At 62.9% G+C, this 24105-nt stretch carries 18 protein-coding genes and 4 tRNA genes; 4 read left to right on the top strand and 18 right to left on the bottom strand.

From position 1 onward, the window contains the following. Positions 1–11: 11 nt before the first annotated feature. From tagF to ACEN9O_RS17750, 3 genes are all read right to left on the bottom strand, one after another. Positions 12–980 (bottom strand): type VI secretion system-associated protein TagF, encoded by a 969-nt coding sequence (tagF, locus tag ACEN9O_RS17760; RefSeq protein ID WP_495613173.1) that lies wholly within the window; start codon positions 978–980, stop codon positions 12–14. Next, positions 977–4675: a type VI secretion system membrane subunit TssM gene (gene tssM, locus ACEN9O_RS17755; protein WP_495613172.1), complete on the bottom strand. Its 3699-nt coding sequence runs from the start codon at positions 4673–4675 to the stop codon at positions 977–979. The genes tagF and tssM overlap by 4 nt, the downstream gene beginning before the upstream one ends. A gap of 113 nt (positions 4676–4788) precedes the next feature. Then, positions 4789–5628, bottom strand: coding sequence for a M15 family metallopeptidase (locus tag ACEN9O_RS17750; RefSeq protein ID WP_495613171.1), 840 nt, complete (start codon positions 5626–5628; stop codon positions 4789–4791). Between ACEN9O_RS17750 and ACEN9O_RS17745 the strand changes: the two genes are divergently transcribed. Continuing rightward, positions 5597–6544, top strand: coding sequence for a hypothetical protein (locus ACEN9O_RS17745; protein WP_495613170.1), 948 nt, complete (start codon positions 5597–5599; stop codon positions 6542–6544). The two genes, ACEN9O_RS17750 and ACEN9O_RS17745, sit on opposite strands and share 32 nt — an antisense overlap. Here ACEN9O_RS17745 and ACEN9O_RS17740 read toward each other — a convergent pair whose 3' ends face one another. Together ACEN9O_RS17740 and ACEN9O_RS17735 are read right to left on the bottom strand one after the other, a co-directional pair. Continuing rightward, entirely contained in the window at positions 6545–6994 is a 450-nt protein-coding gene (locus tag ACEN9O_RS17740) for an Hsp20/alpha crystallin family protein (RefSeq protein ID WP_495613169.1), read from the bottom strand. A gap of 66 nt (positions 6995–7060) precedes the next feature. Then, a complete protein-coding gene (locus ACEN9O_RS17735; RefSeq protein ID WP_495613168.1) occupies positions 7061–8248 on the bottom strand; it encodes a basic secretory protein-like protein in 1188 nt (395 codons plus the stop codon). Positions 8249–8553: 305 nt separating this feature from the next. On the opposite strand from ACEN9O_RS17735, the gene ACEN9O_RS17730 reads away from it, so the two are divergent. Beyond that, a complete protein-coding gene (locus ACEN9O_RS17730; RefSeq protein ID WP_495613167.1) occupies positions 8554–9711 on the top strand; it encodes a sterol desaturase family protein in 1158 nt (385 codons plus the stop codon). A gap of 75 nt (positions 9712–9786) precedes the next feature. Here the strand turns inward: ACEN9O_RS17730 and ACEN9O_RS17725 are convergent. The 7 genes from ACEN9O_RS17725 to ACEN9O_RS17695 all read right to left on the bottom strand — a co-directional run bounded on the left by ACEN9O_RS17725 (position 9787) and on the right by ACEN9O_RS17695 (position 17145). Further along, a tRNA-Asn gene (locus tag ACEN9O_RS17725) sits at positions 9787–9862 on the bottom strand. A 65-nt stretch (positions 9863–9927) separates the two neighbouring features. Then, positions 9928–12114, bottom strand: coding sequence for a TonB-dependent receptor (locus tag ACEN9O_RS17720; protein WP_495613166.1), 2187 nt, complete (start codon positions 12112–12114; stop codon positions 9928–9930). A 315-nt stretch (positions 12115–12429) separates the two neighbouring features. Then, positions 12430–14445 (bottom strand): methyl-accepting chemotaxis protein, encoded by a 2016-nt coding sequence (locus ACEN9O_RS17715; protein ID WP_495613165.1) that lies wholly within the window; start codon positions 14443–14445, stop codon positions 12430–12432. A gap of 123 nt (positions 14446–14568) precedes the next feature. Next, entirely contained in the window at positions 14569–15264 is a 696-nt protein-coding gene (locus ACEN9O_RS17710; RefSeq protein WP_495613164.1) for a DUF3334 family protein, read from the bottom strand. A gap of 9 nt (positions 15265–15273) precedes the next feature. Then, entirely contained in the window at positions 15274–15486 is a 213-nt protein-coding gene (locus ACEN9O_RS17705; RefSeq protein ID WP_495613163.1) for a hypothetical protein, read from the bottom strand. Positions 15487–15641: 155 nt separating this feature from the next. After that, positions 15642–15717: transfer RNA gene (locus ACEN9O_RS17700), tRNA-Asn, on the bottom strand. A gap of 99 nt (positions 15718–15816) precedes the next feature. Further along, positions 15817–17145, bottom strand: coding sequence for an ATP-binding protein (locus ACEN9O_RS17695; RefSeq protein ID WP_495613162.1), 1329 nt, complete (start codon positions 17143–17145; stop codon positions 15817–15819). A gap of 215 nt (positions 17146–17360) precedes the next feature. Here ACEN9O_RS17695 and ACEN9O_RS17690 point away from each other — a divergent pair, with 215 nt between their 5' ends. Then, positions 17361–18212, top strand: coding sequence for a substrate-binding periplasmic protein (locus ACEN9O_RS17690; RefSeq protein ID WP_495613161.1), 852 nt, complete (start codon positions 17361–17363; stop codon positions 18210–18212). Positions 18213–18268: 56 nt separating this feature from the next. Here the strand turns inward: ACEN9O_RS17690 and ACEN9O_RS17685 are convergent. From ACEN9O_RS17685 to ACEN9O_RS17675, 3 genes are all read right to left on the bottom strand, one after another. Beyond that, positions 18269–18344, bottom strand: a tRNA-Asn gene (locus tag ACEN9O_RS17685). Positions 18345–18644: 300 nt separating this feature from the next. After that, positions 18645–18720 (bottom strand) — tRNA-Asn (locus ACEN9O_RS17680). Positions 18721–18772: 52 nt separating this feature from the next. After that, positions 18773–19975, bottom strand: coding sequence for an amino acid aminotransferase (locus ACEN9O_RS17675; RefSeq protein ID WP_495613160.1), 1203 nt, complete (start codon positions 19973–19975; stop codon positions 18773–18775). 113 nt (positions 19976–20088) lie between these two features. Here ACEN9O_RS17675 and uvrB point away from each other — a divergent pair, with 113 nt between their 5' ends. Further along, positions 20089–22161, top strand: coding sequence for an excinuclease ABC subunit UvrB (gene uvrB, locus ACEN9O_RS17670; RefSeq protein WP_495613159.1), 2073 nt, complete (start codon positions 20089–20091; stop codon positions 22159–22161). A gap of 4 nt (positions 22162–22165) precedes the next feature. Here the strand turns inward: uvrB and ACEN9O_RS17665 are convergent, their stop codons facing one another. The 3 genes from ACEN9O_RS17665 to ACEN9O_RS17655 are packed head-to-tail and all read right to left on the bottom strand — an operon-like array spanning position 22166 to position 24040. Continuing rightward, positions 22166–23110, bottom strand: coding sequence for an alpha/beta hydrolase (locus ACEN9O_RS17665; RefSeq protein ID WP_495613158.1), 945 nt, complete (start codon positions 23108–23110; stop codon positions 22166–22168). A 13-nt stretch (positions 23111–23123) separates the two neighbouring features. After that, positions 23124–23756: an SdpI family protein gene (locus tag ACEN9O_RS17660; protein WP_495613157.1), complete on the bottom strand. Its 633-nt coding sequence runs from the start codon at positions 23754–23756 to the stop codon at positions 23124–23126. Next, positions 23753–24040: an autorepressor SdpR family transcription factor gene (locus ACEN9O_RS17655; protein WP_495613156.1), complete on the bottom strand. Its 288-nt coding sequence runs from the start codon at positions 24038–24040 to the stop codon at positions 23753–23755. Before ACEN9O_RS17655 ends, ACEN9O_RS17660 begins: the two co-directional genes overlap by 4 nt. Positions 24041–24105: the final 65 nt, after the last annotated feature.

The raw sequence follows: 24105 nt of genomic DNA, 5'->3' as shown, positions 1-24105 counted from the left end.
ATAGCTCCTTATCAGGCAAAGGTTTCGTGAAACAGCGCATGGGCCGAGCGCAGCGACAACTGGCCCTGCTCCAGGTATGCCGACAGCTTCTGCACATTGGCGTCGCCGGCGATCAGTTCATCGACCCAGCCCGCGTAGTCGAAGGTGATCTGCTGCCCGGCCGCGCAAAGCGGATCGATCACCGCTTGCAGGGTCTCCGGCGCGGCGCCGCCGAAGCCGACCACCAGCACCGATTGCTCACGCTGTTCGCCAAAGAACAGGCTCAGTTCGAAATCGGCCTGCTGCAAAAAAGGGATGATCAAATCGAGCCAGAACGCCGCCACCAGATAGCGCTGGCGCGGCGCCGGCGGCAACGGCAGCACCAGGCTCTTATCGAGGCGCGCGGCGCCGCTGCGGCGCACCGGCTGCAGCAGCAGGCCGATCGCCAGTATCATCTGCCGCACCGCCGGCCGGCCCAGCATCGCCTCCAGTCCGGCGACGTTGTGACGATCAAGGAAATCCATGAACAGCTGCTGGTGGTCCGCAGCGCCGGGATCGATATCGACGGTGGTGGCGGCCATCTCCTGCAAGCAGCCTTCCGGCTCCGCCGCGTCGAACACCTGGCTTGCCAGCGGCTCCAGGATATTCCACAACGGCGCCAGCACCAGCGGACTGCGCGCGACAAAGCCGCGCGGATCATCGATCTCGATGGCGCTCATGCCGAGGAAGGGATAACGCCGCTGCGACAGGTCACTGCTGGCCCGCAGATGGCCGGCGATGGCACGCTTGCTGCGCGTGCCGACAAAGGCGAAATCCAACGGCAGCAAGGCGTCGTAATTGAGCTTCCAGCGCGGATCGACGCTGAGCAGGTTCATGACATCGGCCAACCAGCCATCCAGCAGATGGGCCAGCGCCGGGTTGTCGGCGGCCTTGATAAAGTCGGCGCGCGTGGGCAGCTTGCCGAAGTAGCCGATGCGCGCGGTTTGCGACGGCCGCTTCATGGCGCCGCTCCGACGAGCGTTTCCGGCAGCTTCATCCCGCGGAAGCCCTGGTCCTGCGGCGCCGCCCCGCTGCTGTCAGGACTGCTGATGATCTTCAGTCCCATCGCCACCGTGATCGCGCCGCTGGTCCAGCGCAGTTCAAACACGCCGCCGTCGCGCTTTTGCTTGGCCGCCGCGTCGATCATGCGTTTCAGGCCGAACTGGCCAGGTTCATTAAACACCTCCACGCTGCGGCCATCGAAAGCCACCGCCGTGATGCGCGCACCGGGCGCTCCCTGCGGACTCGGATGAACCATATTGGTCCACTGCGCCGGCGTGTTGCGATAGCGTAGCTGCTGGCCGTCGATATCGACCGTGTACTCCAGCGTGCCGGGCGCCGGCATAGGCTGGATCTGGAAGACGGTCTGCGCGGCGGCCGGCGACGAGGCGACGCCGCCGGCGCCTATCGGCGCGATCCAGCCGGGGAAACGCGCCACGGTCTGCGGCGATAGCGTGATGCCCATGTCGGCCCAGGTGCGCGCCGCCAGCACGTCGCCGCGCCGCAGCACCAGCGGCCCCATTGCGCCGGTGGCGAACTTGGCGATCAAGCCGTCCGGCCCGAAGAACTGGGCGATTTCGGCATTGCCGGCTTCGATATGGGCGTTCGGCGAGAACGGATACTTGTTGGCCAGCGACTGCTGGAACGGCTCGTAGACCTGCGCCAGCCAGGTCTTGTTGATCTCCGCTTCGGCCGGGCCGACCAGCACGGCGAAGGTCTGCATCAATGGCCGCACCAGGATGGGACGGATGGATTGCTTCTGCGCGTCGCTCATCCCGGTCAGCATTTGCTCGTCGACGTAGCGTAACGCGTCGGCGAGTTCGGAGCCGCTGCCTTCCAGCGTCTGTTGCATGAACTGGCGCGCGCCCGGGCCGGGGTCGCCCTGGTTCTTCAATTGATTCAGGCGGCTGCGCAGTTTGGACAGTGCCTCCATGTAGGACCGCATCAGCGATGCGTCCCTATCCCTGGCCGCCACCAGCTTGCCGACGCCGGCGAACTCGCGGCCGATGGGCCCCATCGGCCTGTCGGTACGCGCGGGCTCCATCTGCAGGTTGACGCTGACTTGCGAAGGCCCGCGCCGCAGCACGCTGGTCTTGACCCAGTTGACAAAGCCGGTCTGCGCCTCCTTCAACTCGGCGCTCACGATGGCCGGGTTGTCCCACGATGTCTGCTGGTGGATGGTGATCAGCAGCTTGGCAATGGGCGAGGACTGCGGGTCGCCCAGGCGGTTCATCGCAGTGACCGCGGCGTCGAAGCCATTCAGGTTGGCGACGGTGACGCCCTGGACGAACTTCTGCCACTCGCGCGCGTAGTCGGCCTTGTACAAATCGGTCAGTCCCTTCTGGATTTGTTCGGGACTGCCTTCCAGCGTCAGGTCGTCGCGGGCGGCGGTTTTCAGGACCCAGTCCGCGCTTTGCAGTTCGTGCGTGGCGGCTTCACGGAAGGCGTCCTGCACGAACTTCTCCCATGCCTCGCGGGTGTAGGCGCCGGCGATGGCGTAGCTGCCGGTGACCAGCGCCTGATCTGGCTCGTCCACGATGCGCGCCACCGTCATCGCCGGGAAGCGCGTGTTGGCGCGGGCGCGGATGTCGGCGTAGACGCGCTCCCGGGCCGGCATGCCGCGCACCACGCGGCGCAGGTTCTCGCGCGCCTGATCGACCAGCGCCAGCTTCTGCTCGATGCGCGGCCAGGAGGGATCGGCGATCTGCGCGAGGTAGAAGGTCATCAGCCGTTCAGCGCTGTGTATCATCTGCTCGCGCGGCATGGCGCCGCGGTTGTTTTCCAGCCAGCCGCGCCAGTGACGGGTCAGCTGGTCGTTCAGGTGTCCAGGTTCGGCGCGCGCGGTATCGGCCAGCATCAGATAGCTCTTCAAGGCGTTGTAGGCGTCTTCGACGTTGACGGCGGAGGCTTCCTGATACTGGCGGCCCGGCGCGGCGGCAGGCGCCGATGGCGCGGCAGCCGGTGCGCCGGGCGCCTGCAACTGGTCGGCATGAGCGTTCATCTCCGACAGCAGCGTCTCCAGGTTGGCGACCACCGGCTTGAGCATCACCTCCCGCACGCCGGCGAAGTATTCCTCGCGCAGCTTGCGCTGCAACAGCTCGCCCTGATACAGCCCCATACGCAGCGACCATGGCCGGTCCTCGCGGTATTTGTCCAGCTGCTCGATGCGGTCCTGCAGGACCTCCAGCGCCTCCAGCCGCGATTGCAGGTCCAGCCGCTTCGCCTGCAGCTTGATCACCTTGTCCAGGTCCGCCTGGACGTTGTTGACCAGTTGCCGGTTGCCGAGATACGACCAGCTCCAGCCGCCCAGCGATACGCCCAGCAAAACCGCCGCCGCAAAGAACGCCGCATAGGTTAGCTTGACCTTATGCTTGCTGGCGTATTGCGACACCAGATCCTTGTCCGCGAAGATCACGTTGCGGAATAAATTCAGCAGAAAGAATCCGGACTGCCCGCTGCCGGCGGCGGGCGGTGCGTCCGGCAGGGACAGGTCGAAGCGCTTGGCCAGCCGCTGCGACTGTTCGCTGACCGCCGCGCCCTCCTGCAAGGCGCTGGTGAAGTAATAGCCGCGGAACACGGGCTTGAACTGGAACGGGTTCTCTTCGAACAGCGTGACGAGGAAGCTGCGCAGCGGCGCGCGTATCGTCGAGAACTCCAGCGGAAAGGTGAACACGCCCGGCTCCATGCGGTCGTGCCGCTGCTGGCTCATATTGGCCAGGCTCAGTTCCTTCAGGCCGGCGCACAATTCATCGAAACTGTGGTCGAAGAAGGTCATCATCTGCTGGCTGCCGGCGTTGCGCTTGTAGGGCATGGTCGCGCCCCACACGCGTTCGCGCTCGGTGCGCTCGGCGCGCGCGAAGAACTCGCCGAAGCCCGCGATCAGATCGGCCTTGGTGAACACCACGTACACCGGTGCGAACACCTCCAGCCGCTCGATCAGGTCCTGTACGCGCTTGCGCAGGCTGCGCGCCAGCTTGATGCCGGCCTCCGGATCGTCGCCGCGCAGTTCGGCGATGCTGACCGCGATCAGGATGCCGTTGATGGGCGCGCGGCGGCGGTACTTCTTCAGCAAGTCCAGGAAGCCGAACCATTCGGCGCGGTGCTCCTCCTGCACCGAGTAGCGGCCCGCCGTGTCGAGCAGGATGCCGTCGGTGGTGAAGAACCAGTCGCAGTTGCGCGTACCGCCCACGCCCTGCACGATCTTGCCGTCGGCGAAAGGGAACTGCAGGCCGGAGTTGGTGATGGCCGTACTCTTGCCGGCCGCGGGATTACCGATGATCATGTACCACGGCAGCTCGTACAAGGCGCGCGTGCCGGACACGATGCCCATCTTCGAACCGCGGATGGTGTCGATCGCCTTCAGCATGCCATCGCGGATGGCCTTGACCTCGGCGCCGGACTGGTCGCGCGCCTGCGCCTCGGTGGCTGCCTGGGCGCCGATGGCCGCGCCCAGCTGCTCGGATTCGCGGCGGGCGCGCCGGCGTCGCCACAGCCAGGCCAGGCCGGCCAGCAGCAGCATCAGCACCGTGGCCGCCAGCGCCCAGATCAGGGCCAGCTCCAGCACTTGCGCGCCGAGGTAGAACAGGGCCGCCATCGCAGTCAGTCCGATGATGGTCAAGAGGCGGGTATCGGTGAGAACGTGCCAAATTCTTCGCATTATGGTCTAGGCTGGCTTGAACGATAGCGCCTGAGCAGCAAGCGGACCGAGCAATGTTGCCACCAACCAAGCAGGGATTTCTTGATGCGGCGCAACTATCGCCGCGTGCCGTGCTATTTCCGCACGGTACCGGCCACCCGTAATTCAGCGTGGCCGAAGTCCATCATGGCCCAGCGTCCGCCCCAGCGCAGGCCGACCGATTCGGCCACCTCGCCGTACAGGCGGTAGCCGCGCATGGCCCATGGATCTTTTTCGGAGATCAGCAATTTGCCGTCGCGCAGGAAGGCGCAGTCGGCCGCCAGACCAAACTGGTGATAGCTCTGGAAGGCCTTGGCGTTCGTCACACCGGGACCGGCGGCAGCCAGCGCGTTCTGCCGCTCCGGGCTGCGATAGCCCTCCAGGATGGCCATGTCGTAGCCGTGCGTGTCTTTCATGATCCTGAACACCAGCAGCAGGCGCTGCGCGAAATCCGGGTCGAGCAGCTGCCAGTTGCGATTGGCGCCATCGAGCAGCGGCCGCACCAGCGTCACCTCGGCCGTCGTGAAGACCGGCGGCGGCAGCGGCGCCGGTACCGCCAGCTGCTCGCCCTTCAGCAGTTCGGCGACCTGATCGTTGATGGCGTGGCTGTCGCTGTCGTAGCCGTCCAGCATGCTGCGTCCGCTGAGCACCAGCGCCAGCATCGGCGGCACGGTCAGCAGCACCAGGGCCGACAGAATTAATAGATAACGATGCTGCAAGAACCGCAGCACGCGCAGCACGCCGCCGCCGGCCCCGCGTCCGGCCTGCGCCGCCTGCCGCGCGCCCTGCCGGTAGCCGCCGCGCAGCCGCTGTTCGATGCGCCTGCCCATGGTCGACATCGACTGCGCCACCACGTCCCGACCGGCGGGAAACAACGCCAGCCAGGCGCCCACGCAGGCCAGAATGAAAAACAGCAAGACCGAAAAGAGAAACATGGTGCGCTCCATCAAAGCAAGATTGCCCTACAGAACGGACACTGAGGGACTGGAACGCCTCATCCTAGGCGCTCCGGCAAGCGGCGTGAAAGACCAGATCAAATTGGGAGGAAATACCGTGGATACGTCGAAGCAAAAACCCGAGCTGATGAGTTCCAACCGTGTCGCGGCGGACGATGGCAAGCGCATACTGGCGCATCTGGAACACGGTCCCAAGCCTGCGGTCAAGCCGCCGCGTGCCAGCGGCTGGACCATCGATGGCTGGACCATCGGCCTGGGACTGATGCTGGCCTCCATGTGCACGGTCGCGTGGCTGGTGCACGACCATACCCTTACCCCTGACTCATTCGCGCACGGCCGCAGCAGGAGCACGAGTACACGCATCGCCCCGCAACCGTCCGGGGCGGTCGAACGCCAAGCTGCTGCCGCCCCGCCGCCTGAACAGCCGGCGGCTATCGTGAACGAACCGATAGTCAGGCTCTCGCCCGCGCCGGAGACTCGCCCGTCATCAGCTCCGTCATCCGCGGCCGCGCCCGCTCCGGCCAGGCCCGCGCTGGCGAAATCCGAAGCGCCGCACACACCCGGCACAATGCACCGGCAGGCAGCAGCAAGCACCGCAGCCGCGGTCAGCACCGCGCGCTTACCGGTGGCTCGTTCCGCCGCTGTCGCGCCACCGGCGGCGGCCGGCGATACCGATGTCGCCCTGCTCACCGCGCTGGTCGCGCACGCAGGCAAGCCGGCAGCCGTCCTGCCCGAACGCAACCGCGATGTGGTCGAGCGCCAGGACGGCGACAGCACGGCACAACTGCTGGCCCGCTGCAAACAGCTGGGGCTGATCGAAGGCATGCTGTGCCGCTCGCGCATCTGCTCCGGTCGCTGGGACGCCGACCCGGCCTGCAACGCCCCCTCGCACTGATTATTGGATGGACAGCTGCTTGCCGCCGGTGCCGACCTTTTTCGGCAGCGTCAGGTGCAGCACGCCGTTTTCGTAGCGTGCCTCGGCCTGGTCATCATCCACCTCCTGCGGCAGCGTGAAGTTGCGCTGCACCTGTCCGTAGTAGCGCTCGGTGCGCAGGGTGCCGGTTTTGCCGGCGCTGGCCGGCTGTTCTTCCTTGACTTCCGCGCTCAGCGACACCTGATTGCCGTTCACGGCGACCTTGATGTCCTCCTTCTGCACGCCGGGAATTTCGGCCTTGACCAGATACTCCTTTTCGGTCTCGCTCACATCCATCCGCATGCGCGGCGCCACATCGGCGCCGCGCCACGCCGACGGTGCAAAGTCACGGAACATCTCGTCCATGTCGCGGAAAGGATCGAAACGGGCCAGGTCGCGGAACGGATCGATACGCATCAAACTGTTAGCCATGGCAGCCTCCTTCAAGTGTGTGGACTACCATGATAAGAAGCGCCCCGCCCCCTCCTTTGACGCACGTCAAGGCGCGGGCTTGCCCGCGCGCGCAGCAAGCGAGGTGATCATCGCCTCGCTGTAGATTTCGCCCTTGCTGTCGGCGGCCGCGATCATGTCGCGCCACAGGGGCACGATGTCGACCTTCAGCTTGCTGTAGCGCTCGAAGCCGCAGGCGTAAATGCCGCGATAGCTGTCGAAGCGGTGCTCCAGCTTCTCGCATTCGCTCAGCGTGGCATCGGTGAAGGCCTGGCCCTGTTCGGCGCTCCAGATACCGCTGCGCAGCAAGCCATCCAGCGCCATCGCCTCGGCACCGCCCTCGTGCACCCACGGCGGCGACCGCTCGCTGATGCCGCCACGGCGCACATTGTTCTGCCACAGATGCGCCATTTCATGCGCCACCACCTTGGCGATAAGCTCCCGTTTCCTGGGGCTGTCGGCGGTCAGCAAGGCCGTGCCGCCAAGACGGTAGGCGATCTGCGCACCGACCACGCCGCCCTTGATCGACAAGCCCGACGACGCGGTATCGCTGACGGCCACCAGCAGCAGCAAGGGCTGCCGCAACTTCTGCCGATAGGCCGTCGTGTAGTAGGTGGACATTTTGGCGGTAGTGTCGAGCAGGGTTTCCTTGGCCCAGGCGGAGAGCATCGGGTCGAGCAGCACCTGCGCCTCGCCGGCGGGTACCGGCGACTGCGGGCCGAAGTAGGCATAGGGTGTCGCGCTGTTGGACGGCGCGGCCGGCGTGGCGGGCACCAGCACGGTTTCGTTGCCGAGTCCCTCCAGCGTGAAGTTGGCAGCGATATTACGCACCTGCTTGCCAAGCCGGGCTTTACCCTGGAGGAAGCCCAGATAGATCAGGCGCCCGCCGTCGGAGAAGCGGTCCATGGCGACGTATTGCTTCTCGACGAGTTGATCGAAGGTGGAGATTTCCACGCTGAGCTGCCGCAGCGGTTTGCCATCGGCGGCGACCAGCGCGTCCAGCTCGCCGCCGGTGGTCAGCGTCACGCCAGGCGTCAACACCTTCCATGCGGATTTGCGGAACTCGCCGACCGGCGCGAACTGCATCGCCGTCACCGGCTGCGAGAACTGATAATCGGCGCGCCAGGTATCGGGCGCCACATGCGTCAGCCGCACCTGCACCGGCAGCGGTTGCGCGCACCATCCGGCCGCCATGGGCAAGGCCAGCACAACCACACCAAACAATTTCTTCAACATTTCGCGCCATCCCGTCAAAGTGGTAAGGCGCAAATATAGCATGGAAGACATGACTATTTAACAATCGCGGAACCCGCTCGTATACGCACTGGGCTCGGCCATCAGATAAGAGAAGCATTACTGCCGTGATCGATCCACCAGAAAGTTGACGTGGGTTAACGACTTAATACGCCAACCGCCGAAGGTGAAGGCTTGGCTCTTCACATGATCTCCGGAGGACCAAATGTATCGCGGAGGGTCCCACCTGGACTCAACTTGAGTTATTATTTTGGAAATATATTATGAGCGATATTTGGAGAGGCTTGATGAAAAACAAAGTTATCAGCCAAGTCAGCACTGCGGTTCAGGAAACGACCGAACTGCTCAAGCAGAGCGGGCCACTGCCCCAAGGATTGGGACTGGCCAGCGGCGTGCTGGCGCTAACGCTGGCGATATTGTCTTTGCTAGGCGTGGCTGCGTTCCACTACCCGCAATATTTGACCACGCCCGAACTGAGGCATGCCTACTCGCCCGACGTGATACGCCATATCCTATTTGCCGCGCTGGTGCTGTCCGGTTCAATCAGCCTGCTTAACGTGCTGTTCAGGCGCAAACGCCGCCTTAACGCAGTCGCAGGTGTGCTCGTATTGATCTGCGTAGCCGCTGGCGGTTCGCACATACCTGTCACGGATTTTCCCGACCATACGCCATACATTGGTCTGGATTGGTTCATCCTCGACCTACTTGGCTCCACCACTATTTTCGCCGTGCTGGAAAAACTCTTTCCACTCTATAAAGGCCAACTACTGTTCCGTAAAGAATGGCAGACCGACATGGTGCACTTCGCGGTCAACCATTTCATTGTCGGCCTGGCGCTGCTGACGGTGAACTTCGCCATCCACCGCCTGTTCGGCTGGATGTTGAACGACGGCGTGCACGATGCGGTACAGGCTATTCCATTCCTGCCGCAACTCCTGCTGTGCATACTGGCGGCCGACTTGATGCAATACTGGCTCCATCGCAGCTATCACGAAGTGCCGTTCCTATGGCGGTTTCATGCGGTACATCATTCGGCTAAAACCATGGATTGGCTGGCCGGTTCGCGCCAGCACATGCTAGAGCTGATCTGTACCCGTGTTGGCGTGCTGGGAGCGTTGTACGTACTCGGCTTTGATAAAGATGTGATGGATGCCTATATCATCATCGTCGGCTTCCAGGCGGTGTTTAATCACGCGAATGTACACCTGCGGTGGGGACCATTGAGATATCTAATCGTCACGCCGGATTTCCATCACTGGCATCACTCCTCCGACGACGTCGCGATTGACCGAAACTACGCGGCGCACTACGCCTTCCTGGATCACCTGTTCGGCACTGCTATCAAGGGTCAACAGGGCTTTCCCGAAAAATATGGCGTGCAGGGCGACTATATGCCGGATGGTTTCTTGAAGCAGTTAAGGTTTCCGTTCCGCTCGCAAAAATAGCGGTTGCTGGCCTCTTGACTCAAAAAGCAAAAAGCAAAAAGCCCAGCCGGTTAAGGCTGGGCTTTTTTTGTGTTCTGGCTCCCCGACCTGGACTCGAACCAGGGACCTGCGGATTAACAGTCCGTCGCTCTACCAACTGAGCTATCAGGGAAAAGAGGCCGCATTATATACGGCCAATTCCTAGCTGTCTAGGCTAGCGGGCAAATTTCCAAAAAATCAGAAGCTGCCCTTGAACTGCACACCGAACTGACGCGGTTCGTTGACGAAGCCGGTCAGGTTGTTGAAGTCGATCGCGCCGACGATGCGCTCGGTGTTGGTGATGTTGCGAGCGAAGCCTGCCACTTCATACTTGCCGCCCTGCCAGTTGTAACCCACGCGCAGGCCGCCTTCGACCATGGCCTTGCCGGTGAATTCCTTGGCTTCGTACAGGAAGAAGTTGATCTTGCTGCGGTAGGCCCAGTCGGTCAGCACGAACAGGTTGCCGTCGGCCAGCGCCCAGTTGTAGCGCGCGGTCGCGTTCAGGATGACCTTGGGCGCCTGCGGCAGCGGGTTGCCGTCGATGATGACGCGGCCGGCCGCGTTCAGCGGATCGGTCACGGTGCACGAACCGCACTTGGCGACCGACAGCGATGGATCTTCGATCTTGGTGAAGTTGTACGAACCGCCGGCGGTGACCTTGAAGTCAGGCGTCACGAAGGCTTCGAAGTCCGCTTCCAGGCCGCGGCCGGCGGTCTTGGCTGCGTTGATCAGCTTGGTCACATTGGAGGTGCCGCCCACCACGGTCAGCTGCTGGTTCTTCACGTCGTAGTTGTAGATGCTGACCGACGCGCGGGCGCGGCGGTTGAACAGGTCGGCCTTGATACCGGCTTCGTACGACACGATGGTTTCCGCATCGGCCACTGTGATCGGCACCGATGCCGACGCGGCAGCGATACTCGGCGCGCGGAAGCCGGTCGCCACGCGGGCGTAGGCGTTGACGTCCTGGTTGATCTTGTAGGTCGCGCTCATGTCCCAGTTGGCTTTGTTCTTGCTCTCGGCGACCGAATCTGGACCGGTCTGCGTCACGTTGACGCGCGAGGTGGTGGCAAAGTCTTTCTGGTCGTGGGTGTAGCGCAGGCCGCCGCGCAGCACCAGCTGGTCCGACACGTCATAGGTCAACGAGCCGAACACTGCCGAAGCGGTGTTGTTCTGGTGGCTGGCCAGGTGCGAGGTCTGAGCCTGGGTGTTGCTGTCGAAGTTGTCGCTGTAACCGCTGGCGCTTTCCTTGAAGTAGTAGACGCCGCTCTGCCAGTTCAGCGGACCCGGGTTCTTCGACTCGACACGGAATTCCTGGGTGTACTGGTGCAGGCCGCTCAGGCCCCCACCGGTCTGCACCTGGAACGGAATGAAGCCAGGACCGGCCGGGCTGCCGCCGTCGATGTCGCCGCGGCTGTAGTAGTTGTCCACGGCTTCGTAGCCGGTGATCGAGAACAGCTTGACCGCGCCCAGGTCCCAGCTCAGGCGCGCGTTGGCGCCATTGGTGCTCAGGCTCTGCATGTTCTGGCCGTTGGTGGCGATCTTGGTGAAGTCGTAACCGTCGGCGAAGTCGTTGCTGCCCTTCTTGATCAGGTTGGCGCGGAACAGACGGGCGCTGCCGTCGGTGGTGCGCGAGTGCACATTGAACAAGGCGCTGAAGGTGGTGCCAGGGGTGTACAGGAACTGCACGCGCTCGGCGTGTTCGTTGTAACCTTCCAGCACATCGTTCTGCTTGGTGAAGGTGTTGTCGACGAAGTTGTCGCGGTGCTGGCGCAGGGTCGACACGCGCATTGCCCATTCGCTCGACAGCGGCACGTTGACGGCGCCTTCGGCGTTGATGGTGTTGTGGGTCGCCCACGACAGGTTGTAATAGCCTTCCACCTTCTTGGTGTTCGGTTTTTCGGATTCAAACTTGACCACGCCGGCCGGGGTGTTGCGGCCGAACAGCGTGCCCTGCGGGCCGCGCAGCACTTCCACACCAGCCACGTCGAAGATCGGGAAACCTTTCAGGATGCCGTTTTCCTGCACCACGTCGTCGTACACCAGCGAGACCGGCTGCGAGGCGAAGGTGCTGAAGTCGGTGTTGCCGTAGCCGCGGATGTAGAAGCGCGGGAAGGTGCGGCCGTTCGACGATTCCACGTTCAGCGACGGCACTTTGCCGGCCAGCAGGCGGATGTCCTGGCCACCGGACAGCAGCACGTCCAGCTTCTCGTCCTTCAGCAGGGTGACCGAGACCGGCACGTCCTTGATGTTTTCGGCACGGCGCTGGGCGGTGACGGTGACGGTTTCCAGTTGCGGTTCAGCGGCGGTTTGCGCCAGGGCGCTACCGATAGGCATCACGGCGCTCAGCGCCAGCAGGCGCTTGTGCATCTTCGACAGTTTGATCATTCAATTTCCCGATTTAAGGTAAGGCAAAGAGTTAAAAACAGTGTCTCCTGTTCTCTCTTTCTTTTTGATACCACCCGGTCATCTATCGTGACCGTGGCGGCGCAAGCGGAGGTGAGGCCGTTTTTCGATGACTAGAATGCACCGTCTTGCAGAAAGGCGGTATTTTCTTTCATTGATAGCAGGTATTGCAAGAGCAATATAAGCAAATGGGAATTTACTGTTAGAAATTTGGTGCCTCAGGAGGGCGGACTGAATAATAAAAGGCTATCCAGCCCGCCGTGCAGGCAGGAATGACGCATCGATCAAGCTTGTTATTCAGCCATGCCGGATTGCCAAACGTTGTTGTTGCACAACAGGCCTGGCCGCCGGGCGCGGCGTGGCGGCGCCGCCGGCAGCACGCTCGTTGCCCAGCACAAAGCGGCTCATCGAGCCGACCAGGGCCTGGGTCTGCTCTTCCAGGCTGGCGGAGGCCGCCGCCGTCTGTTCGACCAGGGCGGCGTTTTGCTGGGTCATGTCGTCCATCTGCGTGACGGCGTGGTTGACCTGCTCGATGCCGGCGCCCTGCTCGGCCGAGGCGGTGGCGATGTCCGACATGATGACGGTGATGCGCTGCACGCTGGTGACGATCTCCCCCATCGCATCGCCGGCCTGGTCGGCCAGCCGGTTGCCGACCTCGACCTTCTCGACGCTGCGGCCGATCAGCTCCTTGATTTCCTTGGCGGCGGCGGCCGAGCGCTGCGCCAGGTTGCGCACCTCGGACGCCACCACGGCGAAGCCGCGGCCCTGCTCGCCCGCGCGCGCCGCCTCCACGGCCGCGTTCAGCGCCAGGATGTTGGTCTGGAAAGCGATACCGTCGATGACGCTGATGATGTCGACAATCTTGTGCGAACTCTCGTTGATCTCGCCCATGGTCTGCACCACCTGCGACACCACCTCGCCGCCGCGGCTGGCGACGTCGGCGGCGCTGATCACCAGCTGGTTGGCCTGGCGCGCGTTGTCGGCGTTCTGCCTGACAGTGGAGGTCAGCTGCTCCATCGACGATGCGGTCTCTTCCAGGTTGGTGGCTTGCGACTCCAGCCGTGACGACACATCGGCGTTGCCGCTGGCGATGTCGCGCGTGGCGGCGCTGATATGGTCGATGCTGCCCCGCACATCGCCGACGATCTCGCGCAGGCTGTCGTTCATGTCCTTGAGCGCGCGCAGCATCTGCCCCACCTCGTTGGGCGCGCCGACGTCGAAGTCGCTCACCAGGTTGCCGCGCGCAACGCTTTGCGCGACCGCGATGGCATTGCTCAGTGGCCGCGTCACCGAACGCGAAATCAGCAGCGCCACATAGCCGGCCAGCGCCAGCAACCCGAACATGGCGCCCAGCATCAGCCAGCGGGTGATGTAGAAGGCGTGGATCTTTTCGTCCAGCAGGGTGTCCAACTGCTTGCTGGCGGCCGCGTTGAGGGCGAACTGCAGGTCGATGGCCTGGGTCGACAGCGCCACATAATTCTCCGCCGAATAGGTCAGCGTCTCCGGCTGCACGATCTCATGCAGGGCCAGGTCGGTGATCTTGCCGGCGGCCTGGGCGGCAGCGCGCATGGCCGGCGCCAGCGCGGTCTCGAATTCCGGGTTGTAGCGGGCGGCCTTGTCGAACGCGGTCAGCGTCTGGTCCAGGCGGTCCGTCACGCGGGCAACGATGGACGATAACAGCAGGCGGTCGGCCTGGCTGGCCTCCTTCCTCGCCAGCAGGCCGGCGCCCTTGGCGCGGGTCTTGCCCAGCTCCTCGGACAGGTAGGGCAGCTGATAGAACATGGCCTGGATCAGCTGGTAGGAGTCGCGGTCGGGATCAAGGCTGAGGCCGTAGTAATCGCCGATCAGGTCGTTCACCTTGAGCAGCTTGGGCACCAGCGCGGTATGGGCGAGGTAGCTTTGCGGCGCCGTCAGGCTTTTGGAGGCCACCTGGGAACGCAGCGTCTGCCAATCGCCGCGCGCCTGCGCCCAGGCGGCGTCCAGCACCGGGTCGTGCAGACGTTTGACCACCGCATCGGTGGCGTCATAGGCGCTGTCGGCTTCCTGCTGCTTGGCCGCGCGCTTCTCGTCCGAGGTCGCGCCCCCCAGCACCAGCGCCGCCAGGCCGCGATGCTGCTGGGTCAGCTGCACCATGCGCAGCCCCCCCACCACGGCCGGCATGCCGGCGCGCTCGTCCAGATAGGCGTCCAGGGCCTTGCCCGCTTCGCGCATGTACAGCCAGGTGGGAATGCTCGCCAGGATCACGGCGATCAGGCTCAGGATCAGGAATTTGTGCCCCAACCGCAGGCCGCCAAGAAGGTTGTTCTTGTCCATGTCGCGCCTCCATGAGTGTAAGTCGCCGGGCCGTATCCAGCTGAACCTTATGACCCGTTGCTTTCGATCATAGTCTTATACCGAGCGGCCGTGGTGGCTTTAATAGCACAAGTCGCGAATCCGCTACATGCCAAGCGACTTCAGCAATTCGTCGTTGGCTTCGTCCTCTGCCGAGGCGGAGGGCGCCGTGGATCCGCCCCCCTGATTGCCGCGCTCCAGGTCCAGCAACGCGTCCGGGTCGGCCACCTCGCTGGAGTCGAAATCGTGCAAACGGATGAACTCGGTGCGGTCGATCGCCAACTCCAGATAAAAGATATTACTCTTTTCCGTGTAAAACGTGACGCGCCGCATCTCCGGCCGATCCAACGGCGTGTCCACGCTCAGCATAACCTGTTTGGTCAGCACCAGCATTTTCGGTTGGTTCTGCGTGATGTTGGTCTGCAGTTCGCGCCGCACCTTGCCGGTGAAGTCGCCGACGATCTGGTTCATCAGCTCGCCCATGATGTTGGACACCTCGTCCGAGGTGTGCGAACTGGCCAGTTCGGACTTCGGCATGCCCATGTGCAGCATGTAGCGCTCGTAGATTTCCATGGCCGTGTCGGCTGCGAAGTTCAGCACCACCAGGCCGGTGAAGCCGCCGTCGAACAGCACGAAGCAGCCGATATCGGGCTTCAGGCCGGTCTTGGTGATCCGCTGCACCATGCCGGAATAATTGACCTTGCTCTGGGTGGCGACGTTCAGGACGCGGGTCACCGAGTTGCACAAACTCATCAACAAGTCTTCAGTGCCGTACACAACTTCCTTGTTTTCCTCGCTCATGATCGACCTCTAGTTATTTTTAAAAGATGAAAGCACAGTTTCCTGGTCCAGCGAGAGACGGAACAAGACCACTTCGCTCAGCAAGCGGACGACCTCATCTTTCCATTCCTGGTCCCTGCCGGCCGCCGGCAGCGCAGCCAGCGTGCGGCGCAACAGCGCCACTTCGCGCGCCAGCTCACGCACCCGCTGCACCTGATCGACCGCCTCGGCTGAGATGACCATCGCTTTCCCTTCCGGCCAGAAATAAGATTCAGAATACCGAGGTGCAAGATTTCCGTCCACCGGAATCGCGTATTTCCGTGAGATTCGCGTGCCAAAATGCAAAAGCCTGGGTAAACGAAAAAAGCCCGTGATTGCTCACGGGCTTTTCTGTATTCTGGCTCCCCGACCTGGACTCGAACCAGGGACCTGCGGATTAACAGTCCGTCGCTCTACCAACTGAGCTATCAGGGAATTGAGGCCCGAATTATATCCGCTCAAATCGGATTTGGCGACCCCGCCGTGAATTTTTTTTATGCTGCCCGATGCGGCGGCGACAGACCGGGGCGGTCACTATCCCGCATCAACCGGCGCCACGCGCGGCACCCGCAGCGTAAAGCAGGCTCCACAGCCTGGCTCGCTCTCCACCCGCACGCTGCCGCACAGGGCGGTCGTCACCTGGTTGTAAACCACATGCAGCCCCAGACCACTGCCTCCCTGCCCCAGCCTGGTGGTAAAGAAGGGCTCGAACACACGCGCCAGGTTCGCTTGCGGGATGCCGACACCGTCATCGGCGACGCTCAGCTCCACCCAATCGTCGCCATCCGCGCAGGCCGAAATACGTATCTGGCCTTGCTCGCCATCGGGAAAAGCATGCACCAGGGCATTGTTAATCAAATTGAGCAAGGCCTGCTCCAGCGCACCGGGGTAGCTGTCCATGACGATGTCGCCGCTCACCTCGCAATGCACCTGATGGCCGCTACGGCGTATCACCGTTCCCAGCGTCGAGAGGATCTCGCCGCAGGTCTTTTTCAGGTCGAACTGCCGCCGGCGCCTGCTGGACTGGTCCACGGCGACCTGCTTGAAACTGTCCACCAGCTCAGCCGCCCGTCCCAGGCAGTGCAGCAGGATGTCGGCGCCCTGGTCGATGCCGCCGATGAACTCCTGCATGTGCTTGCGCGTCACCCCCGTCTCAAGCTCCCTGGTCATGCTGCCGGCGCTGCTTTTGAGCGTGCTGGCGACCATCAGGCCGTTGCCGATCGGCGTATTGAGTTCATGGGCGACGCCCGCCACCAGATTGCCCAGGGCCGACATTTTTTCCGCACGCAGCAATTGGCCCTGCATCGCCCCTATCCGCTCCAGCGCCACCTTTAACTCATCGTTGCTGCGCGACAGCGCGCGGTTGGCGTCGACCAGATCGGCATTACTTGTGATTAATTTCTGCTGCTGTTCCATGAGCTTGAAATCCGCCTCGATCGCCTTCTTGATTTCCCACAGCAGATCGACGTAGCGCTGTTGATACGAGCGCTTCTTGCTGTCGAGCACACAGATCGTGCCGAATATCTCATCGTCGGGCCACAGCAACGGCACGCCCAGGTAGGAAATCATGTTCAACGCGACATCGGGGTTGCTTTTCCAATGCTCGTCCTCCAGCGCGTGAGGCACATGCAGCAACGCCCGCGTGGCCATCACCGTTTCGCAGTACAGCCCGGTGTTCAGGTTGGCCTTCTCGTGCGCTTCGTAGGGATTGCCCGGCGTGTGGCTGGACACCAGCACCTCGATCTGCTGCGGCCCGACACGCATGATCAAGCCGGCCGGCACGTCGAAGATGCCCGCCATCACATTCGTGGTCTGCTGCCACTTCCCCAGGAAATCGTCAGAAACGACACGTTGTTGATACATAAGGGCTGGCTCCTTGATCGGTCGGTACAAGGGACGCAAATTGCGTATTGATTTGCATGGTAGGCCCATTCGCAGGAAATCTGTGAAATATTATGCGTCCGCATGGATTCCGGCGTTGTTGCCGGCTGCCCCCCATAGTTGAAGATCCGCAACAGGATTTCTGGCGAATAATCTGACTATAATGAAGATAGGAAACTAGACCGATGGGGGCGCCGATGTGGTTAACCGCCGTAGTTTTTGCCACGACTGCCGCCGCGAGCATTGCCGCTGAGCAAGCACCAGTCAGTCCCAGCTCCTCGCCCGCCTCCGTCAAGATAGGGTTGCAAAGCGTGATCGCACCGTTCGTGCTGCCGGACCGCGCCTCCGGCTTGTTGGCCGACGTGCTGCGCGCCGCGTTCGCCTCGCAACAGATCAACGTCGAATTTCTCTATTTGCCCAACGTGCGTTTCGAAGAGCAATTTCGCCAAGGCGTGTTCGACATCACGACGGCCTCTGCTTTGCAACCAGGGCAGGACGGTTATCTGAGCCGGTGGCCGGTTTCGTATTTCCACAACGTGGCGATTACCTTGCGCAGCCGGATTCCGGCCCTGTCCAGCCTGAATGACTTGAAAAACTACCGGGTGACCGCGTTCCACAACGCGCAAAAGCTGCTGGGGCCGGCCTACGCCGCGGCGACGGCGGCTCATCCGAATTACAGGGAGGCATCGACCATGCCCTCCGGCGCCCTATTCCTCGACCGTACGGACGTTATTATTTCGCAGCCCGACGTCTTTCGGTATTACCTCAGGCAGCAGTTGCCGCAGAAGCGCAATTTCGAGGCGGAGCTGGCGTTCCACGACGTGCTGGGGCCGGGAAAATTCTACTGGATGCGGTTCCGCACGCCGGCGCAGCGGGATGCGTTTGAACGGGGCATCGGGCAACTATACGCCACGGGGGAGATCGACCGCATCCTGGACCGCTACCAGCGCGACTACAGCGTGACGCGCGACTTCTTCATCGCCCTGGATTGCCATTTCCGGCCGGAGCTGGCCCCGCAGAAATGCAGGAATCTCGGTATGTCGAAATAAATAGCGCGCCGCAATGCAAAAAGCCCAACCGGTTAAGGCTGGGCTTTTCTGTATCCTGGCTCCCCGACCTGGACTCGAACCAGGGACCTGCGGATTAACAGTCCGTCGCTCTACCAACTGAGCTATCAGGGAAAAGAGGCAATATTATAGCTGCTTACAGTCAATTTGGCTTCCCCTTGGGGAAATATTTTCCTCAGGCGCGGTAGCGCGGCCCGCCCGCCACGATGAAGAGATTGAGGCTGCCGAACTTGTTCGGCACATCCTCTTCGGAAGTTGCCGCACGGCGCCAACCATAATCCGCCTTTACGGGCTGATCGACTGCCTTATCCGGGACATTGGCAAGCAAACCTACAAGCAGGTCAACAAATTTGACGAGGGCAATAAGGCAAAAAAACGCCCCCGCGATTTCTCGCGGGGGCGCTTCTTGTATTCTGGCTCCCCGACCTGGACTCGAACCAGGGACCTGCGGATTAACAGTCCGTCGCTCTACCAACTGAGCTATCAGGGATTAGCACTGCATTCAGGTTAAGCTTAGCCGCTCAACCCGAAGAAGCAAGATTTTAAAGGACTTTGGCGATCGCGTCAATAACGATGTCAATGTTACGGGAATTGAGCGCCGCGACACAAATCCGGCCGGTATCGACCGCATAGATCGACTGGGCACGCAGCTGCTCGACCTGCGCCTTGGTCAAACCCGAGTACGAGAACATGCCGACCTGGTCGCGCACGAAGGCGAAATCATGGGCCGGCGCCTTGGCCTTCAGCTTGGCCACGAAGGCTTCGCGCATTTCCTTGATGCGCACGCGCATGCCGGCCAGCTCGTCTTCCCACATCTGGCGCAGCTCGGGCGTGGTCAGCACGGTGGCCACCACCTTGCCGCCGTGGACCGGCGGGTTCGAGTAATTGGTGCGCACCACGCGCTTGAGCTGCGACATCAGGCGGCTGGCCTCTTCGCCGCTGGCGGCGACCACGCTCAGCGCGCCCACGCGCTCGCCGTACAGCGAGAACGACTTCGAGAACGAGTTCGACACCAGCAGCGGACCGCCGGCGGCAGCGAAGCGGCGCACCACGGCGCCGTCTTCGGCGATGCCGGCGCCGAAGCCCTGGTAAGCCATGTCCAGGAACGGCACCAGGCCGCCATTGGTCACCACGGCGATGATCTCATCCCACTGGGCCGAGGTCAGGTCGGCGCCGGTCGGGTTGTGGCAGCAGGCGTGCAGCAGCACGATGGAACCGCGCGGCATGGCCTTCAGGGCGGCCAGCATGCCGGCGAAGTTCACGCCGTGGGTGGCCGCATCGTAGTAAGCGTAGTTGTTGACGACGAAACCGGCGCTCTCGAACAGCGCGCGGTGGTTCTCCCAGCTCGGATCGCTGATGTAGACCTGCGAATCGGGCGAGAAGCGCTTCAGGAAGTCGGCGCCGATCTTCAGCGCGCCGGTGCCGCCGATGGCCTGCACGGTCACGGCACGCTTCTCTTGAATGACGGCGCTGTCGGCGCCAAATACCAGCTCCTGCACCGCCTTGTCGTAGGCAGCCAGGCCTTCGATAGGCAGGTAGGTGCGCGGAGCCGGCGCGGCGATCAGCAGCTCTTCCGCCTTCTGCACGCACGACAGCAGCGGCACTTTGCCATTGTCGTCATAATAGACGCCCACGCCCAGATTGATTTTGGCCGGGTTCTGGTCGGCGTTGAAGGCTTCGGTAATGCCCAGGATAGGGTCGCGTGGTGCCATGTCGATGGCGCTGAACAAGCTAGGATTCGTCATGATAAGATTGGATTCGATTGGAAGCGGTACGCAGCGGTTGAAGGTAGACAGCGCCCATTGAAAAACTGCTTCAGGCCGCTGGCAGGCCATTATTTTAACAAAGGTCGGACAAGATGGCTGATTTACCAGTAGTAGACACCCCAAACGCAACGGTAGTTACCTTTCCGGACTCGCCGTTCAAGCTGCACCAGCCCTTCCCGCCCGCCGGCGACCAGCCCGCCGCGATCGACCAACTGTGCGAAGGCATCGACGACGGCCTGTTCTTCCAGACCCTGCTCGGCGTGACCGGCTCCGGCAAGACCTACACGATGGCCAACGTGATCGCCCGCAAGGGCCGTCCCGCCATCGTCTTCGCGCCGAACAAGACGCTGGCCGCGCAGCTGTACTCCGAGTTCCGCGAGTTCTTCCCGGAGAACGCGGTCGAGTACTTCGTCTCCTACTACGACTACTACCAGCCGGAAGCCTACGTGCCGCAGCGCGACCTGTTCATCGAAAAGGATTCGTCCATCAATGAGCACATCGAGCAGATGCGCCTGTCGTGCACCAAGTCGCTGATGGAGCGGCGCGACGTCATCATCGTCGCCACCGTGTCGGCGATCTACGGTATCGGTAACCCGACCGAATACCACCAGATGATTCTGACGCTGCGCGCCAAGGACCGCGTCTCGCAGCGCGACATCATCGCCCGCCTGATCCAGATGCAGTACACCCGCAACGAGGTGGACTTCGGCCGCGGCACCTTCCGCGTGCGCGGCGACACGCTCGACATCTTCCCGGCGGAGAATGCGGAACTGGCGGTGCGCCTGGACCTGTTCGACGACGAGCTGGAATCGATCCAGCTGTTCGATCCGCTCACCGGCCGCGTCAAGCAGAAGATCCCGCGCTTCACCGTCTACCCCGGCTCGCACTACGTCACGCCGCGTTCGACCGTGCTGCGCGCGATCGAGACCATCAAGCTGGAACTGCGCGAGCGGCTGGAGTTCTTCCGCAAGGAGAACAAGCTGATCGAAGAGCAGCGCCTGGAACAGCGCACCCGCTTCGACCTGGAGATGATGACCGAGATCGGCTTCACCAAGGGCATCGAGAACTACTCGCGCCACCTGAGCGGCGCCCAGGCCGGCGAACCGCCGCCGACGCTGGTCGACTACCTGCCCAAGGACGCGCTGATGTTCCTCGACGAGTCGCATGTGCTGATCGGCCAGCTGAGCGCCATGTACAACGGCGACCGCTCGCGCAAGACCAACCTGGTGGACTACGGCTTCCGCCTGCCGTCCGCGCTGGACAACCGGCCGCTGAAGTTCGAGGAGTTCGAGCAGAAGATGCGGCAGACGGTGTTCGTCTCCGCCACGCCGGCCGACTACGAAAAGACCCACGCCGACCAGGTGGTCGAGCAGGTGGTGCGCCCCACCGGCCTGGTCGACCCGCAGATCATCGTGCGCCCGGCCAGCTCGCAGGTGGACGACCTGATGTCCGAGATCACGCTGCGCGTGGCCAAGAACGAGCGCGTGCTGGTGACCACGCTGACCAAGCGCATGTCCGAGCAGCTGACCGAATACCTGAGCGATCACGGCATCAAAGTGCGCTACCTGCACAGCGATATCGAGACGGTGGAACGGGTCGAGCTGCTCCGCGACCTGCGCATCGGCACCTTCGACGTGCTGGTGGGGATCAACCTGCTGCGCGAGGGCCTTGACTTGCCGGAGGTGTCGCTGGTGGCCATCCTGGACGCCGACAAGGAAGGCTTCCTGCGCTCCGAGCGCTCGCTGATCCAGACCATCGGCCGCGCCGCGCGTAACCTGAACGGCGTGGCGCTGCTGTACGCCGACCGCATGACCGATTCGATGGAGCGTGCCATCGGCGAGACGGAACGCCGCCGCGCCAAGCAGATCGCCTTCAACGCCGCCAACGGCATCGTGCCGCGCGGCGTGCACAAGGTCATCAAGGACATGATCGACGGCGTCTACAGCCCGCAGGACGCGCGCGAAGAGCTGCAGGTGGCGCAGGAGACGGCCAAGTACGAATCCATGAGCGAGAAGCAGATCAGCAAGGAGATCAAGCGCCTGGAGAAGGCGATGCTCGATCACGCCAAGAACCTGGAGTTCGAAAAAGCCGCGCAGGTGCGCGACCAGCTGCATCACCTCAAGCAGCAGCTGTTCGGCGCACCGGGCGCGGACAATATCGCCTGATAACTCAGGGGGTCTTGACGAAGCTGCTCAAGGCATCGACCAACTGCGGCGCCACCGGAAACTCGGGGCTGCCGTAGGATTTCTTCTGCTTGGCCTCATCGTCGCCGACCATCTTCAGCAGGTGGTTCATGCCTTCCACCACCACCAGCGTGGCGCGCGGCGCGGCCGCCGCCAGCGTCTTCGCTTCCGACGGCTGCACCTGGATGTCGGACGTGCCTTGCAGGATCAGCACCGGCATCGCCAGCGCGGCAATCGCCGTGCGCGGATCATGCTTCAGCGACGAGATCAGATACGGCTGCACCGATGGGTGGTACAGCATCATCAAAGCCGGCGGCACATCGTCGACCGCCTTACCCTGCTTGAGCGCGACCAGTATGCGTTCGTTTTGCGCCTCCAGCTCCGGCGGCAGCTTGGACTTGAGCTGCTCGCGCAGGATGTCGTCGAGCGGATGGCCGGCGCCGGCGATCAGCACACAGGCGTCGGCCGGCGCCTGCTTGCAGGCCTCGGCGGCGATCTGCGCGCCTTCGCTATGCCCGGCCATCACCACGCGCGAGAAGCGCGGATCGGCACGCAGCTTGCGCAGCCATGCGGTGGCGTCGTCGATGTAGTCGTCCAGGCGCAGGTCCTGCTCCTTCCACACCGGCAGCGCGCTGGCGCCGATGGCGCGCTTATCGTAGCGCACCGAGGCGATGCCGCGCTGGGCCAGGGCCTCGGCCACCATGCGCAGCGAATCGTTGGGGCCCGGCAGCAGCCTGTTGTTACCGTCGCGGTCAGTGGGGCCGGAACCGGCGTGCAGCAGCACCACCGGCACCTTGCCGCCGCCATCCGGCACCAGCTCCGTTCCATACAGGGTGCCGCCGCCCACATCCAGCGACACCAGACGCTGGGCGGCATGGACGTGGGCCGACACCGACAATATCAACAACGACAGCAAGAGCTTGAAGCGCATACCAATTCTCCGATCAGTGAGGAAGACGTTTGTAGAGCAGCAGCGAGTAGCCGGCCGCCAGCGGGGCCCAGGCCAGCATCAGCGCCAGCGAAAGCCAATGCGGAGCATTCAGCCAAAGAGCAATCAGGCCAAGCACGCCGCTGGCCACCATCAAGCGCGCCGCCAGCCGGTGCGTGGCGTACCAAACGCGCTCGCTGGCCAGCGTCCACGGCGTGCGGATGCCCATGAAGAAGTTGCGGCGTACCTTGCCCATCGGGTTACCGATCAGGATCAGCAGCACGAAGACGCCGGCCGGCACCGCGCGCTCCATCGGCACGCCACCGTGCAGCGTGGCGGCCAGCACCAGCGCATAGACATAGGCGAGCATGCAGACGATGACGCCGAACAGGTAGTAATAAGTCGACTCGAAGCCCGTCATGTCGAAGCTCCGTGGCGAAATGGCCGGCAGCACCACGCCGGTCAACGCGATCAGCGCCATCAGCACAGGCCCCAGCCACAAGGCCGCGCGCCCGCCTTGGCCGTCCACCAAGCCGTTGATATTCCAGTGCGTCGGCACGTTCCCTGGCAATTGCGGCCAGAAGTACGCGGTGGCCGCGCAGGCCGCGGCGATCAGCACGAAACAAAACAGCAGATAACGCGCTCTCATTTCTTCCTCCCTTTGGTGTCGGCGCCGGCCAGGTCCATCATCCATGACAGCACATCCTGCAGCACCGTGGTGTTCAAGCCGTACCAGATGGTCTGCCCTTCGCGGCGGCGGGTAATCAGGTCGGCTTCGGCCAGCACCGCGAAGTGATGCGACATGGTCGGCTTGCTCATGTCGAAATGCGCCGCCAGTTCGCCAGCCGTCATCTCGCCCGGACGCAGCAGGCGCAGTATCTCGCGCCGCGCCGGATCGGCAATGGCCTTGAAGGCGTTGTTGGAAGCGTTCATATTGAGATAAACATCTAATTAGACAGTTATCTAAATATAGATCGTTTAAAAACGGCGGTCAAGCA

The organism is Duganella sp. Dugasp78, from assembly GCF_059491455.1.
This window is presented reverse-complemented; position numbering and strand designations above follow the sequence as displayed.